This is a genomic window from Cryobacterium sp. N19 (genome assembly GCF_002929595.1).
Taxonomy (GTDB): domain Bacteria; phylum Actinomycetota; class Actinomycetes; order Actinomycetales; family Microbacteriaceae; genus Cryobacterium; species Cryobacterium flavum.
The window spans coordinates 310,381-325,100 of the sequence record NZ_PJJR01000054.1 but is presented as its reverse complement, the minus strand read 5'-3'; the positions used below and the strand labels follow the sequence as shown (position 1 = coordinate 325,100).

Genomic DNA, 14,720 nt, shown 5'->3' with positions numbered 1-14,720 from the left:
CTACTTGGTGAGAGTCGTTGACCGCACGACGGGTTCGATTACGTCAGCCCGACGCCGCCGGATGCGGCGCACGACAACCGGCAGGATCAGCACGAGTGCCAAGAGCGTGTAGACCACGGCTGAGAACGGTGAATCGATGAGGGCACCCAGATTACCGGCAGAAATGTCCAAGGTTCGCCTCAGCTGCAACTCGGCGAGGGGGCCCAGGATCGCCCCGACAATGAGTGGTGCAACAGGGTACCCGAAGCGTCGCATGAGGTAGCCGACGAGCCCGAGCACGAGCATCAGCAGCACGTCGAAGGTCGAACCGTTGACCGAGTATGCCCCCAGCAGGGCGAACATGGCGATACCGGCGTATAGGTATGGCTTGGGAATGTTGAGGATCTTCACCCAGAGCCCCACTAGCGGCAGGTTCAGGATGAGAAGCATCAGGTTACCGATGAAGAGGCTCGCAATAAGTCCCCAGACCAAGGCTGGCTGGGTGTCGAGCAGCTGCGGGCCAGGCTGGATGCCGTATTGCTGGAAGGCGACGAGAATGACCGCTGCGGTGGCGGAGGTCGGAATACCGAGCGTGAGCAGCGGCACGAGCGCGCCAGCGGCGTTGGAGTTGTTGGCGGCTTCCGGGCCGGCGACGCCCTCGATAGCCCCTTTTCCGAATTCCTCGGGGCGCTTCGACAATTTGCGCTCGAGGGAGTACGACAGAAATGTGGGGATTTCCGAACCACCCGCCGGGATGACGCCCATCGGAAAGCCAATGGCCGTTCCGCGAAGCCATGGCTTCCATGACCGTTTCCAGTCGCTGCGCGTCATCCAGCGCTGTCCTTTGATCGACATGTGCTCGAACCGGCTGGACTTCTGGTGCGCGGCAACGTAGATCACCTCGCCGATGGCGAACAGCGCAACGATGAGGATGACGGTGTCGACGCCGTCGAGCAGTCGAACCATACCGAATGTGAGGCGATCTTCGCCGCTCTGAAAGTCGATGCCGATGAGCCCGATGACCATGCCGACGGCGAGACTGGCAAGTCCGCGGAGGGGCGACGAGCCGACGAGGGCGCTCACGGTGAGGAAGGCCATGACCATCAAGGCGAGATAGTCCTGCGGTCCCAGTTTGATGGCCACGTCCACGATCATCGGGGCGAACAGCGCCACGAACATTGTGGCGATTGTTCCTGCGATGAATGATCCAATGGCCGCCGTAGCTAGGGCGGCGGCACCACGCCCGGCCTTGGCCATCTTGTTGCCGTCGATGGCCGTGATGATCGAGCCGGATTCCCCGGGTGTTTTCAGCAGAATGGAGGTCGTCGACCCGCCATACATAGCTCCGTAGTAGATTCCCGCGAACATGATGAACGCACTGGCCGGTTCCATTCCATAGGTCAGCGGCAGGAGGAGTGCGATGGTCAGGGCCGGACCGATGCCCGGCAGCACACCGATGAGGGTACCGACGATGGTACCGATCAGGGCGAACAGAAGGTTTTGCGGCGTGAATGCGACCTCAAGACCGTGTAGCAGGCCTTCCAGACCTTCCATCAGAACAGCCCCTCAAAAATGCCGGCGGGAAGGCTGATCGATAGCCCCCGCGTAAACACGATATAGATCACGATGGACAACACGAGGGAGACGATTCCGTCACGCACGTAGCGCCGTGCGCCGATGGCGTAAGCCACTGCGAGAAAAGTTATCGCGTTGGTCAGGATGTACCCGAGCGACTCGAGCACAGTGGCGAAGAACAGCACCGCGCCGACGACCATGAGTGCCTGGAGCCAGCGGGTGTTCGTCGTATCGACGTCTCCTTCCGCCTCGTCGGCTTCGCCGCGCACTCCGCGGAGGGCCTGCAACACCAGTGCAGCCGCGATGGCGAGCAGGAACACGGCCATGATGATGGGAAAGAATCCGGCACCGATGCCGGACGCCGATTTCGATTCCGGCTGCCCGAGGCCGTCGAAGAGTACGAGGATTCCAAGAACGACCAGCACGACGCTGAACGTGAGCTCTCCCCACGGAACGCCGGCAGGATGGCCGCCCGGCTGCGGCCGGGATTTCGAGCCGCCGGCGACAGCTTGCGCTGCCGCCGAGGACCTGGAATCCGAATGGCTGTTTTCAGACACTATTGCGCGAGGCCCAGATCGGTCAGGATGCCCGTGACTCGCTCGTTCTCGGTCGTGAGCCAGTCGCCGAACTCACTGCCGGTGATGAGCAGATCCTGCCACGAGTTCGTGGAGAGGATCTCCTTCCAACCAGCGGATGCATGCATGGTCACGATGGCCGCGATGTATGCCTCTTCTTCAGCGGCAGTGATGCCGGGCGGTGCCATGATCGAACGCCAGTTGGCAAACTCGAGGTTGGGGAAACCGGCATCCGTCATGGTCGGTACGTCGGGGAGACTGTCGACCGGCTCGAGCGAAGAGACGACGAGGCCATTGAGCTTGCCGGCCAGAATCATCTCCTGAAACTCGCCTGTCCCGGCAATTCCTGCGACGACCTGGTTGCCAAGCAACGCGGTGGTGGCTTCTCCGCCGCCGGAGAAGGGGACGTAGTTGATCTCAGTCGGGTCGATGCCATATTCCTGCGCTAGCAGGCCGATGAAGACGTGGTCGGCCGAGCCCGCCGAACCACCGGCGATCGAAATGGATGCGGGGTCCTTCTTGATTGCCGCAAACAGAGAGTCAATGTCCTCGTACGGCGAACCCTCCGGAACGACGATCACTTCGCTCTCGCCGATGAGACGCGCGATGGGGGTGAGGTCGTCGAGGGAAACGCTCGTGCCGTTGGTGATGATGCCGCTCATCATCGCGAGTCCGCTCATTACCAGCAGACCGGACTCACCCGACTGCGGCGCAACCTGAGCCAAGGCGACGGTTCCGGATGCTCCGGGAACGTTGGTCACCTCGGCGCTGTCGACAAGGCCGCTCGTCTGGAGTGCGTCCTGAACGGCTCGCGCCGACTGGTCCCAGCCACTGCCGGGAGCAGCGGGGGCAATAATATTGACACGACCAATGCTCACGGCCTCAGCTTCGACCCCAGCCGAGGCTGAAGGATCTGCCTCGGTGGCGGAGTTGGCACAGCCGGTCAAAGCCAGAGCAGCAATCGCTCCCATGGCCAGGATGATTTTAGAACTTCTCACGAGAAGGAACCCCTTTGACTTCTCGGCCTCGGCACCATTGCCGCGACTCGTTCGATCAGCGTAGTGTTCCTGAACACCTGTATACACATATGCTGCATACCGTTATGCAGCTGTGACAGACTGAGCGCGTGAATTCGAATCGTGACGTGCGTGCACTTGCACCCTCCGTGGGTGTCTATCCAGCAATGCGTGAGCTAATCATTTCCGCGCGCCTGGCCCCGAGTACGGTCGTCAGCGAGCCAGACCTCGCCCAACAATTGGGCGTCAGCCGCACACCCGTGCGTGAAGCGATCAAAGCGCTGATGGCCGAAGGCCTGGTCGTGCGGCTCTCCTCAGGGCGCTCGATGGTTGCCCCCATTTCAATCGAGGACGCCCAGCGCACTTACGACATCCGCGCCCGGCTCGAGGGCCTTCTCGCACGCGATGCAACCGAACGCATCCAGAAAGCCGAATTACCCGAGCTTGAGCGCCTGCTGCACCTGATGGATCTCCTCAAAGACGACTACGTCGAGGTCGTCCGCCTCGGCGCCGAGTTCCACCGAGGCATAGAGGCCATCTCGGACAACCGGCAGTGCGCCGACATGCTCCGACAAATTCGCGGACACGTAGACCGCTATCGAACGCTGACGACACAACAACCCGGGCGCGTGCAGAAAGCAGTGACCGAACATCACTCGGTCTTCGAAGCCATTGCATCGGGTGACTCTGCGCGCGCGGAGCGCGCAATGGTCGAGCACGTTGAAACCGCAGGCCATGTGGCCGTGGAAGGCGTGAGACGCACTCTCGAGCAACTCACAGTGTCAAAGAATGCCACCCTTTAGCGGTTTGAACCCAGAAGCGGATCACACGCATTGATGAACAGTGACCGATCATTCCGGCGGCGCCAGCCGCTGCATCACCTCCGCCGGCCGCGACTTCACGGTACGGTCGGGCTCGGCGTAGTGCGCCTTCGTCGTCGACGTTGACGTGTGCCCGAGCATGTCGGCCGCCGCCTGCATGCCGAGCTCGTTGGCAAGCAAAGTCGCGCCGGTGCGGCGAAAGGAGTGCGGAGTGATGTCCATGCCCTCGAGACCAGCATTTCGGAGTATCCCTCGGAACGTGCGCCGAACGTTGTACGGCGTGAGCGGAGTGCCCACCCGGGAGTAGAACAGCAGATGCTCCGCATCCTCCGGATCGAGCAACGCCAGGCGCTGGCGAATCACGTCGGCCGCGAACTCCGGCACGGGGATGATCCGGCTCGACTCGTGGGTCTTCGGGTGCTCCTGGCGGTGCACGGCGGCCCCTTTGTGCACGACGATCGTTCCGCTCACGCTCACCTGGGGCGGATCAGCATCCAGGTCGACGTCACACTGACGAAGCGCGAGCGCCTCTCCGATGCGCGTCGCCGTGCCGAGCATCACCTCGATAATGTCGCGCACCTGGCCGTCGGACCGCGGTCCCATCCTGCCCTCTTGCGAACGCCACTCGCGCGCCGCAAGTCGGATAGCGGCGATCTGCTCTGTCGTCAGCGCCTTCGGGGTATGCGGAGGCTTCTTCATGCGCGAAGCCTCCTTGACGGGATTGCGCGCAATGATCTCTCGTCGAACGGCGAAGGCCATGATCATGCCCAGGATCGTGCGTGAGTGCTTCGCCTGGGTGTACGACTTCTCGCGCTGCTGCTTGAGATAGCGCTCAACCCGGCCGACACTCACCTCTCGAATGGCGAAGTGCTCGAAAAAGGGCAGCACCAGTGTTCCCAGCTGACGCTGATACGTCTCTTTGGTGCCTTGAGAACGGTCAACGTCGTGCTCGACGTCGTCGAGCCAGGCGGCGGCGAGCAACGGGAACGGCGACCCTGCGTTCAGAGCGTCGTCGAGTCCACCGGCACGCATCCGTGCGGCCAGGTCGACCTTGAGCGCGGCTTCCGCAGCGTTTCGACTCGAGCTGGTCGCAGTGACCTTGCGAGTCTGGCCATCCCAATCACGAAAGACGGTCACGGCTCGAAACATTCCCGACTTGACCTTACGCGTTCTGATCGTGCCACCGGTGCTGATGGGTGTGCGGGGACGCCCCGCCATCAGAGATCGGATCCGACAGCGCGGCGAGACCGATCCGGCTCACGAAGACTCTCGAGCCAGCTGAGAACATCCGATACGTGGTATCGAATCTCCCGCCCGACGCGAAAGCCCGTCGGTCCGCGGCCATCGTTACGGAGATCGTAGATTGCTTGCACGTGCACACCGAGATACTCGGCGAGCTCGCTCGTCGTGAGTACAGGCTCAAGACCGAGCCTATAGAGGGTTTGAGTGTCCATAACCCACAGGTGGGCGAGGCCGATCCAGAGCACTCGAACTCGCACGTGCACCTCCCGCAGAGGTGGCTGTGAGGGGTCAGAATTTTTGAATAAACGGATAATAAACGGATACTTTATCAAGTCTTGCTCCTATGGTGAGAACAAGAAAACCTGATCAAGCGATGTTTCGAGTAGGGCGGCCGGGACTTGAACCCGGGACCGACGGATTATGAGTCCGCTGCTCTAACCAGCTGAGCTACCGCCCCAAAAGGCACAACCAACGGTTGTACCAACACATATTACTCGGGCGACTGCGACGAGGCCCCATTGGGGACCAGATCGCTCACCGGCTCCCCACGATACAGGCATTCGAATGTGTTCAACGTTCGCTTGATGTCGTGCGCGGCAATGAGCTTGAGTGACTCTCGCTTGAGCTCCGCCAGGCGATCCGGCGGCGCGGTGAGAACCACGGTCAGCTTGTCGGCCAGATCCTGCGCGTCGCTCGGCTTGAATAGGTACCCGTTCGCCTCATCGTGCACGAGGTGCGGCAGCGCCATGGCATCCGCCGCGACAATGGGCAGTCCGGAGGCCATCGCCTCCATCGTGGCGATACTCTGCAGCTCGGCGACAGAGGGCATGGCAAACACCGTGGCGCGCGAATAGGCGGCGCGCAGCTCGTCATCCGTCACGTAACCGGTGAACGTGACACGCGAGCGGATGCCGAGGGTGTCGGCCAGGTGCTCCAGGTTGCGTTTCTGATCGCCCCCGCCGACGATTTCAATTTGAGCATCGAGATCGGCGGACAGCAGCGCTGCAGCCTGAAGTAGGACGTCGATCTGCTTCTCACCGGTGACGCGACCGACGAAGAGGATGCGGTTCTCGGTGCGCGGCTCAAAATTCGGTGCGTAGTTGTCGGCATCGATCCCGCAGGAGATGGCGTATACCCCGGTGAGGCCGGTGTATTTCTCAAGAAACTGGGCGGCGCGGCGGGTCGGAGTCGTGACCGCTGCGGCGCGCCCGAAGGTGCGGCGGGCTGCCCGCCACGCGGCCTTGATGACTCGATCCTGCAAACCGACCGGAACGAGGGAGAACTTCACCATGTTCTCCGGCATGAAGTGGTTGGTGCCGACCAAGCGGATGTTGCGCTTCGCCGCCTCGATGGACACACCACGCCCCACGTTGATATGCGACTGAAAGTGCACGACATCGGGGTGGAACGAATCGAGAATGCGCCGGCTTTCGCCGCGAATCAGCCAAGGCAGGGCGAATCGCAGCCAGTCGTGCGGGTACCAGCGCCAGCTGTGCAGGCGGTGCACCACCATGGCCTGGCCCTCGTGCATCTCAGTCCAGCTGCCGTGCTTGCGCGACGCGGCCGGCGCCATAATCTGCACTTCGTGGCCGCGGGCGACGAGGCCAGCAGCGAGCCGCTCGGCAAATCGTGCCGCACCGTTCACATCGGGTGCAAATGTGTCGGCCGCAATGAGCACGCGAATCCGAGGTTTCTCGGTCGGCGCATCCGTCGCGCTCTCGGGCGCATCGCCCGGAGTCGGGCTGCTCAGCAAGTCGGTCGAATCTGACAAGTGGAGTGGTCCCTACGTTGTTGGGCCGGGGATCATCGTCCGGCAGGATATCTCGGGTGCGCGCGGCAAGAAATGACGCTGCGCACTCGAACCCTATTCTAAACCGTGCCACCCGCGCGGCGCCCCGCACCGTGGCGGCCGAAATTCGCAGGAGGTCAGCGATCGAGTTGTGGGTGGTAGCGCGCGAGCAGGAAGACGCCCCAAATGGCGATCGCGCCGGCAACGACGAAGGCGATTGCGGCTGCGGGTGGGGCTTGGCTGGCTTCACCCAGCACAACGATTCCGATTCCCACCGCGACGAGCGGGTCGACGACGGTGAGCCCGGCAATGACCAGATCGGGCGGTCCGGACGCGTAGGCGTTTTGCACGAAGTAGGCCCCGAGCGCTGCGGCCAACAGCAGGCCGAGCACACAGGTGAGGGTCAGCCACTCGAAGTTGCCGTGCTGGGTGCGGTTGATCACGACCTTTGCGAGGGTGGCGACGAATCCGTACAGCACACCGGCGCCGAGAATGTAAAAGATCGCCTGGGACCGTCGGCGCAGAAACCCAAAGGCGAGCCCAAAGGCCAGCAGTACGGCCGCAAGCACGAAGAGGATGGTCACCAGGTTTTGGTCGGTGACCGGCTTGTCGACTGCGGTGAACGCGGCAACGGTGACGAACAGGCCGACCCCGCCCACGCACATCGAGATGGCGATAATGCTGGCCCGATTGAGTTTGACTTTGCTGACTCTCGCGTTCAGCACGGCGGTGATCACGAGGGCGACTGCCCCGAGCGGCTGCACGACGATGATGGGGGCGAAGGCGAGGCTGGTCAGTTGGAACACGATGGCCAGGCCGAGCATGAGCGAACCGAATACCCACGACGGCCGAGCCAGCAGCAGGGTCAGCTGGCGTACGTTGAGTCCGCCGGTGACCTCTTCGGTGCGCGCCTCGACTTTGGTGACGCCACGGTGCTGGAATTGAGCGCCGAGGGAGAGAAAAACCGCACCGACCAAGGCCAGCGGAATTCCGATGGCCTGACGTGGATCGATAGCGATTTCTGTCGCCAGATCGGTTAGGTCGGAGGTCACTTGATGACCCTATCGACAAGCTTGCCGATATTCTGGAGAAATGGCCGTGCGCGCGATAGTAATTTCAGGTGACCCCGTTCTCCACTCCCCCGCAGCTCCCGTCGTCGATTTCGACGATAGTTTGCGCGAATTGGTTCGAGACATGTTCGAGACGATGGATGCCGCGCCGGGGGTCGGTCTCGCCGCCACTCAGGTGGGGGTTGGGCTACGCATTTTCACCTACAGCTACCAGGACGACGACGAGGTATCGTGGCGCGGCGTTGCGATCAACCCCGAACTGTGGATCACGCCGGTGTCGGCCGAGCCCGTCGATGACGAAGATGTCGACGAAGACGAAGGCTGCCTGTCATTTCCGGGCGAGCGTTTTCCCCTGAAGCGATCCCAGTCCGCCATTCTGCGGGCCGTTGATGCCGAGCAGCAACCCTTCGAGATTCGAGCTGATGGCTGGCTCGCCCGCATCTTCCAGCACGAATACGACCACCTCGACGGCACGCTCTATGTGGATCGCCTGGAGCACGTCTACGCGAAAATGGCGGCCAAGGTCGAACGCAAGAAGAGTTGGGGCGTGCCCGGCCTGAGCTGGACCCCCGGCATCGACGACCTCGAGGGCTAGCTAGATCAGCGCGCGCAGCCCCGCGGCGACCAGCGCCGCCACGATCACGACCACGATGAACGGCGTTTTGATCGCGAACAGCCCGGCCGCCACGATCACGGCGGGAATGCGAGCGTCCACGGTGAGTGCCTGCCCGCTGCCGAGCGTCTGCACGGCAATCAGCGCCGCCAGCAGCGCCACCGTCAGCAGGTCGGCGATGCGCGACGGCGTGGGCTTCTGCAACAGGGCCGGCGGCACGAGATAGCCGGCCAGCTTGAGCGCGAGCACGGCGATGGAAGCCGCAATAATGATCTGCCACAGGGTCATGAGCGCAACTTCGTTCGAGCGGATGCCCAGCCGGGCACGGTCGGCCCGCCCAGCCAGTTGAACAGTCCGACCACGACCGCCACGAGGGCGGCGACCAGCACGGGCAGACCCGGCATGAGCACGGGGGTGAGCGTGGCGGCGACGACCGCAGCCGCGACGGCCACCGCGACCGCCTGCATCCGCTTGAGGCGGGGCCAGAGCAGGCCGACGAACGCGGCCGCTGCTGCAGCGTCGAGCCCGTATGCCCGGGTATCGCCGAGGGCATCGCCGATCAGTGCGCCGATCAGGGTGGTCGCGTTCCAGCCTATGAAGACCGCCACGCCGGTGACCCAGAAGCCGACCCGGCGGCTGTGCGGTGTCGGCTGGGCGAGAGCGACCGCGGTTGATTCGTCAATCGTGATCCACCCGGCGGCCAGGCGTTTCCAGAGGCCGGCGCCGACGATCGGTGCGGTACGCATGCCGTAGATGCCATTGCGCACACCGAGCAGCGCTGCGCTCGCGATGGCTGCCGGGCCTGCGGCGACCCCACCGGCAGCGAGCACGCCGATGAGGGCGAATTGCGAGCCCCCGGAGAACATGACGATGCTAATGAAACTGGTCTGCCAGATGTCGAGCCCCGCGGCGACCGAAAGTGCACCGAACGACACCCCATAGGCAGCGGTCGCGAGCCCCACGGCCAGACCTTCACGAACGGCCAGGCGTTGCTGGCGTGTCTCGTCGTCGGGGTGGGTCGCAGGCACGGTGAGGAGGGGTGCCCGGGGTCACCGGGTGAGGTCGACGCCGTGCACGCCGTTGTGAAAGCGCAGTGACGGGAACACAGCCGAAACCGAGAAACCCAGACCGGGCACCGTTCCGGCGTTGAACACGCCGCCGAACAGCTGGGCGCGCTCCCGCATCTGCGTGATGCCGGGGCCGGCAATGCTCTCGCTGAGGGCTTTGAGGTCGTCCTCGATCGTGTACGGGGTGCGTGCGGCTTGCTCGCCGGAATCCTTGCCGTCCCGACGGGCTGCAGCACGGATGCCGTCGTCGTCGACGAGCAGCTGCAGCCCGTCGCGGGTCCAGGTGAACGACACGCGAGCTTCGGTACCGACGCCGCCGTGCTTGAGCGCGTTGGAGAGGGCACTCTGCAGAATGCGGAAGATGGCGAGCTCGGCGCCCGCCTTGAGTGCGAAGCGTTCGCCCGATTCGATGAAACTCACCACGAGCCCGGCGTCGCGCATCACCCGAAACAGGTCACGGGTCGACTGCGGGCCGGGCTGGAGCGCGCCGACGGTCTCGCCCTCGCGCACGATGGTCAGCACGCGGCGCATGTCGGCGAGAGCCACCCGGCCGTCATCGACGAGCGCCGTGGCAGCGCGCACAGCCGTCGACGGGTCGCTCTCGGCGGTGTAGCGGGCACCCTCGGCGCGGGTGATAAGGCGGGCGATGGTGAGCACGGCGCCATCCTGCAGCTCGCGGATGATGGCCAAGCGTCCCTGCTGCTCGGCGAGCGAGAGCTCCAGTTCGATGCGCACGCGTTCGGCGGCATTGCGGTCGAACAGTACCCGGCGTGAGCGAATTAGCGAGATGGCCCACAGCACGAGCAGCGCCCCGGAGAGTACGCCGAGTGCTGGTACCAGAAGTTGCGAGAAATCCACTGCTGACCGCCGTCTCGTGTGCCAAGCCCGGCGCACTGTCGAAATTGGAAGAACCTTTTTTGTCGGCACAAAACGAACCGACAAAAAAGGCCACCCGGGGTGGAGCCCTGAGTGGCCTTTCGCTCCCCGACTTGGACTCGAACCAAGAACCTGCGCATTAACAGTGCGCTGCTCTGCCAATTGAGCTATCGAGGAATGCTTGAACAGCGTTGCTACTTTACCAAGGTTTCTTGCCTGTCCCAAACCACGTCGACTGCCGATCGGCTCTGACGTGCCCGATTTGCCAGTTCAAAGGCCCTGCATCCCCCGAAAGGTGGGCCGCTTGCAACTAATGAGCAGTCTGATGCGCCAAAAGCCGGTCGGGCGTGTCGGGCCGGCCGCGACCGATCGCGCATCAAGCGGATGCGATCGGTCGCAACCGGCGATCAGCTCGCGGCTGCGGCATCCGTTTCATCGTCGCTGGCGGTGGCTGCGGCAGTGTCGGTTGCAGCGCTTGCGGGATGCTGCAGGGCGGCGGCTAGTCCGCGCACGTAGGGATGCCACGGGTCTCGAAAGACGTCGTCGATGGTGCCGAGGCCGACGAGCACGCCCTGATGCATGACACCGATGCGGTTGGCCACCCGCTGCAGCACAGCCAGGTCGTGACTGATGACGAGAGCCGAGAACGACCGTTCCTGCTGTAATTCGCTGATCAGGTCGATAACCGCGTCGCGCACCAGTACGTCAACGCCTGCTGTGGGCTCATCAGCGATCAACAGCGCCGGACCGAACACGAGCGCACGGGCCAGCGCCACACGCTGTCGCTGGCCGCTGGAGAGCTCGTAAGGGTATTGTCCTAGAACCGTCAGGGGCAGGCGCACCGCGTCGATCATGGTGGCCACCTGGGCGCCGAGGGCGCGACGGTTGTAGCGTCGATCGCGTTCCAGCACGGGCTCAGCGACGATCTCGGCCACCGTCATGGTCGACGGCAGGGTATCGGCAGCGTCCTGGGCCAGCAGCCCGACCCCGAACGTGAGCCGGGCCAGCTTGCGCTTGCTGATGCGGCGCAGGCCGAACCCCAGCACGGTCGCGTCTCCCCCGGTGATCTGCGGACGGATGCCGGTCACGTCGCTCACAAAAGCGTCACCGGAGAGCACCCGGGCCACGGTGCTCTTGCCGGAACCGCTCTCGCCGAGCAGCCCCACCACCTCACCGGGCTCGATGCGCAGGGTGAACCCGTGCACCGCGACAAACGCCGGGCTGGCACCGTGGGGTGGGTATTCGATGGTCAGATCGCTGGTCTGGATTGGGGGTACGGATACCGCGCCATGCCTCATACGGACTATCCCGCCGCCCGCAGAATGCGGAGTTCGTTCCGGCGCAGCGCCTGGGCAGCCGGATCCGGAACCGGCAGCGAGGCGAGGAGACGCTGGGTGTAGGCATCCTTCGGGGCACCGAGCACCTCAGCACCGGTACCTTCCTCGACCAGTTTCCCCTTATACAGCACGGCAATGCGGTCGGCGAGAATGTCGACGACCGCGAGGTCGTGGCTAATGAACAGGGCTGCGAAGCCGAACTCCCTCTGGAGTTCGGCGAAGAGCTCGAGCACCTTGGCCTGCACCGACACGTCGAGCGCGCTGGTGGGCTCGTCGGCGATCAGCAGACTCGGTTCCAGCGCGAGGCCGCGGGCGAGGCTGGCACGCTGGCGCTGACCACCGCTGAGCTCGTGCGGGTATCGGTCGCCGTAGGCGCGCGGCAGCTGCACCGCCTCGAGCAGTTCGTTGACCCGCTTACGGGCGGCCCCGGCGTTGGCGGCGCGCCCGTGCACGACGAGCGGTTCGGCGACGCACTCGGCGATCGTGAGAAGCGGGTTGAAGCTTGACGCCGGGTCTTGAAAGACGAAGCCGATGTCGCTGCGCACCTTCTTGAAGGCGCGTTCCTTGAATCCGTTCATCTCGTGCCCGAGCACACTCAGGGAACCATCAGTCACCCGGGTGAGTCCGGCCATGGCACGGCCAATCGTGGTCTTGCCCGATCCGCTCTCGCCGACCAGACCGAGCACTTCGCCAGAGCGGATGACGAAACTCACGCCGTCGACGGCGGTGAAACCGGGTTTCCCCAACCGGCCCGGGTACTGGATCTTCAGGTTGTCGGCCACGACGACCGGGGGTTCGGCTGCCCAGCCGGGTTCGCGGGACAGAGCGCGCTGGGTCGCGCGAATGGTGCCCTGGCCGACGTGGGGCACCGAGCCGAGCAGTCGCTTGGTGTAGTCGTGTCGCGGTGTTGAGAAGAGTTCGTGCACAGGCGCTTCCTCCACGATCTTGCCCTCGTACATGACGACGACGCGGTCGGCGAGGTCAGCGACGACGCCCATGTTGTGCGTGATGAGCACGATGGCGGTGCCGAATTCATCGCGGCAACGGCGCAGCAGGTCGAGGATCTCGGCCTGCACCGTCACATCCAACGCGGTGGTCGGTTCGTCGGCCACGATCAGCCCAGGGTCGAGCACGAGTGCCATGGCGATAACCACGCGCTGCTTCTGGCCGCCGGAGAACTGGTGCGGGTAGTAGTCGACACGGCTCTGCGGGTCGGGGATGCCGACGCGGCCGAGAATCTCAATGGCCTTCGCGCGGGCTTCCTTGCGGCTGAACTCACCGTGGGCGCGAATACCCTCGGCGATCTGCCAACCGACGGTGAACACGGGGTTCAGGGCCGTAGACGGCTCCTGGAACACCATGGAAACATCCGTTCCCCGCAGTTGGCGCAACTTTTGCTTGCTCACCGCGAGAACGTCGTTGGAATCAGAACCGTCCTTGCTGCTGAGGATGACGGTACCGTGCGCGGTTGCCGTTTCTGGCAGCAACCCGAGGATGGTCTTGGCCGTGACGCTCTTGCCGCTGCCGCTCTCCCCCACGATGGCGAGAATCTCGCCCGGAGCAACCCGCAGGGTCACCCCGTCGACTGCTTTGACGGCACCACCGTCGGTGGCAAACGTGACATTGAGGTTGTCGATGCGAACGACGTCGGGAAGGGACTGAGCGCTCATTATTTGGCCTCAAATGGGTCGTCGTTCGGGTGCGGGTTGTCGGCTGGAGCGTCGGGTTCGAGCCCCTCGATTCCTCCGGGGCCGGCGGACAGGGTTCCACCGGCAACAACGCTCGTTGCGGCGACGACTCCGGCGGTTTTGCCAGGAGCACGTCGACTGCGCAGGCGCGGGTCGGCGAGGTCGTTGAGGCTTTCACCAACGAGGGTGATGCCGAGAACCACGAGAACAATTGCCAGACCTGGGAACAGGCTCGTCCACCAGATGCCGCTGGTCACGTCGGACAGTGACTTGTTCAGGTCATAGCCCCACTCGGCGGCCGACGACGGTTCGATGCCGAAGCCGATGAAGCCGAGTCCCGCGAGGGTCAGGAGTGCCTCAGAGGCATTGAGCGTGAAGATCAGCGGCAGGGTGCGGGTGGCATTACGCAGTACGTGACGGAACATGATACGCCCGTTGCTGGCACCGAGAACGCGGGCCGACTCCACGTAGGCTTCCGCCTTGATGCGCACGGTCTCAGCACGAATCACCCGGAAGTACTGCGGGATGAAGACCACGGTGATCGAGATCGCGGCGGCGAAAATTCCGCCCCACAGACCGGATCGGCCACCGGAGATGACAATGCCCATGACGATCGCGAGCAGCAGGGCCGGAAAGGCATAGACGGCGTCGCAGATGACCACGAGTACCCGGTCGAGCCAGCCGCCGAAGTAACCGGAGACGAGACCCAGGGCCACGCCGGCGAAAATCGACAGCACGACAGCGATGACCATCACGGTGATCGCGGTCTGCGACCCCCAGATGACACGGGAGAGCACGTCGTAACCACCGACGGTGGTGCCCAGAAAGTGAGCGCCGCCCGGTGACTGCTGGGCGCCGAACGTTCCGTTCGCATCGCGGAGCTGGCTAAAGCCGTAAGGCGCCAGGAGCGGGGCGAAGATCGCGGTCAGGATGAAGATTCCAGTGATCACGAGGCCGACGACGAGCATGCCTCGTTGCAGCCCAACGCTCTGCCGGAGCTGGTGTATGACGGGCAGTCGTGTCCACAGTGGCGCTTTGGGGGCGTGGGTGGTTTCAGTGAGCGTTGTCATGG

15 protein-coding genes and 2 tRNA genes are annotated in these 14,720 nt (G+C 63.9%); 2 read left to right on the top strand and 15 right to left on the bottom strand.

Annotation, left to right across the window (positions count from 1 at the left end):
• The 3 genes from CXY78_RS19645 to CXY78_RS19635 are packed head-to-tail and all read right to left on the bottom strand — an operon-like array spanning position 1 to position 3,127.
• Entirely contained in the window at positions 1-1,533 is a 1,533-nt protein-coding gene (locus CXY78_RS19645; protein ID WP_104090790.1) for a tripartite tricarboxylate transporter permease, read from the bottom strand.
• A complete protein-coding gene (locus tag CXY78_RS19640) occupies positions 1,533-2,111 on the bottom strand; it encodes a tripartite tricarboxylate transporter TctB family protein (protein WP_233206248.1) in 579 nt (192 codons plus the stop codon). Before CXY78_RS19640 ends, CXY78_RS19645 begins: the two co-directional genes overlap by 1 nt.
• Positions 2,111-3,127: a tripartite tricarboxylate transporter substrate binding protein gene (locus CXY78_RS19635; protein ID WP_199182645.1), complete on the bottom strand. Its 1,017-nt coding sequence runs from the start codon at positions 3,125-3,127 to the stop codon at positions 2,111-2,113. Before CXY78_RS19635 ends, CXY78_RS19640 begins: the two co-directional genes overlap by 1 nt.
• A gap of 128 nt (positions 3,128-3,255) precedes the next feature.
• On the opposite strand from CXY78_RS19635, the gene CXY78_RS19630 reads away from it, so the two are divergent.
• Positions 3,256-3,948, top strand: coding sequence for a GntR family transcriptional regulator (locus CXY78_RS19630; protein WP_140425742.1), 693 nt, complete (start codon positions 3,256-3,258; stop codon positions 3,946-3,948).
• 48 nt (positions 3,949-3,996) lie between these two features.
• On the opposite strand, the gene CXY78_RS19625 is transcribed toward CXY78_RS19630, so the two are convergent.
• From CXY78_RS19625 to CXY78_RS19605, 5 genes are all read right to left on the bottom strand, one after another.
• Entirely contained in the window at positions 3,997-5,103 is a 1,107-nt protein-coding gene (locus tag CXY78_RS19625; protein ID WP_158253356.1) for a tyrosine-type recombinase/integrase, read from the bottom strand.
• Between the two features lie 80 nt (positions 5,104-5,183).
• Positions 5,184-5,465, bottom strand: a complete 282-nt coding sequence (locus CXY78_RS19620; protein WP_233206247.1) for a helix-turn-helix domain-containing protein — start codon at positions 5,463-5,465, stop codon at positions 5,184-5,186.
• 126 nt (positions 5,466-5,591) lie between these two features.
• A tRNA-Ile gene (locus CXY78_RS19615) sits at positions 5,592-5,665 on the bottom strand.
• 33 nt (positions 5,666-5,698) lie between these two features.
• Positions 5,699-6,979, bottom strand: coding sequence for a glycosyltransferase (locus CXY78_RS19610; RefSeq protein ID WP_092339835.1), 1,281 nt, complete (start codon positions 6,977-6,979; stop codon positions 5,699-5,701).
• A 155-nt stretch (positions 6,980-7,134) separates the two neighbouring features.
• On the bottom strand, positions 7,135-8,049 hold the full coding sequence (locus CXY78_RS19605; RefSeq protein WP_092339834.1) for a DMT family transporter: 915 nt from the start codon (positions 8,047-8,049) through the stop codon (positions 7,135-7,137).
• A 40-nt stretch (positions 8,050-8,089) separates the two neighbouring features.
• On the opposite strand from CXY78_RS19605, the gene def reads away from it, so the two are divergent.
• Positions 8,090-8,662, top strand: a complete 573-nt coding sequence (def, locus tag CXY78_RS19600) for a peptide deformylase (RefSeq protein ID WP_104090781.1) — start codon at positions 8,090-8,092, stop codon at positions 8,660-8,662.
• On the opposite strand, the gene CXY78_RS19595 is transcribed toward def, so the two are convergent.
• From CXY78_RS19595 to CXY78_RS19565, 7 genes are all read right to left on the bottom strand, one after another.
• The gene (locus CXY78_RS19595; protein WP_092339832.1) at positions 8,663-8,968 is read right to left on the bottom strand and encodes an AzlD domain-containing protein; all 306 of its coding nucleotides are present in this window, start codon (positions 8,966-8,968) and stop codon (positions 8,663-8,665) included.
• Positions 8,965-9,708, bottom strand: coding sequence for an AzlC family ABC transporter permease (locus CXY78_RS19590; RefSeq protein ID WP_092339831.1), 744 nt, complete (start codon positions 9,706-9,708; stop codon positions 8,965-8,967). The genes CXY78_RS19595 and CXY78_RS19590 overlap by 4 nt, the downstream gene beginning before the upstream one ends.
• A gap of 21 nt (positions 9,709-9,729) precedes the next feature.
• Positions 9,730-10,605 (bottom strand): sensor histidine kinase, encoded by an 876-nt coding sequence (locus tag CXY78_RS19585; RefSeq protein WP_092339830.1) that lies wholly within the window; start codon positions 10,603-10,605, stop codon positions 9,730-9,732.
• Between the two features lie 122 nt (positions 10,606-10,727).
• Positions 10,728-10,800, bottom strand: a tRNA-Asn gene (locus CXY78_RS19580).
• A gap of 230 nt (positions 10,801-11,030) precedes the next feature.
• Positions 11,031-11,921, bottom strand: coding sequence for an ATP-binding cassette domain-containing protein (locus tag CXY78_RS19575; protein WP_092339829.1), 891 nt, complete (start codon positions 11,919-11,921; stop codon positions 11,031-11,033).
• A 5-nt stretch (positions 11,922-11,926) separates the two neighbouring features.
• Positions 11,927-13,630 carry an ABC transporter ATP-binding protein gene (locus tag CXY78_RS19570; RefSeq protein ID WP_092339828.1) on the bottom strand — a complete coding sequence of 568 codons (1,704 nt, stop codon included), beginning with the start codon at positions 13,628-13,630 and terminating at the stop codon, positions 11,927-11,929.
• Positions 13,630-14,718: an ABC transporter permease gene (locus tag CXY78_RS19565; RefSeq protein WP_092339827.1), complete on the bottom strand. Its 1,089-nt coding sequence runs from the start codon at positions 14,716-14,718 to the stop codon at positions 13,630-13,632. Before CXY78_RS19565 ends, CXY78_RS19570 begins: the two co-directional genes overlap by 1 nt.
• Positions 14,719-14,720 lie beyond the last annotated feature (2 nt).

What these genes read in the sequence shown, in the direction of transcription:
- CXY78_RS19595 (WP_092339832.1), bottom strand. Translation starts at nt 8,968, where the DNA reads ATGACCCTGTGGCAGATCATTATTGCGGCTTCCATCGCCGTGCTCGCG.
- CXY78_RS19570 (WP_092339828.1), bottom strand. Translation starts at nt 13,630, where the DNA reads ATGAGCGCTCAGTCCCTTCCCGACGTCGTTCGCATCGACAACCTCAAT.
- CXY78_RS19645 (WP_104090790.1), bottom strand. Translation starts at nt 1,533, where the DNA reads ATGGAAGGTCTGGAAGGCCTGCTACACGGTCTTGAGGTCGCATTCACG.
- def (WP_104090781.1), top strand. Translation starts at nt 8,090, where the DNA reads ATGGCCGTGCGCGCGATAGTAATTTCAGGTGACCCCGTTCTCCACTCC.
- CXY78_RS19565 (WP_092339827.1), bottom strand. Translation starts at nt 14,718, where the DNA reads ATGACAACGCTCACTGAAACCACCCACGCCCCCAAAGCGCCACTGTGG.
- CXY78_RS19575 (WP_092339829.1), bottom strand. Translation starts at nt 11,921, where the DNA reads ATGAGGCATGGCGCGGTATCCGTACCCCCAATCCAGACCAGCGATCTG.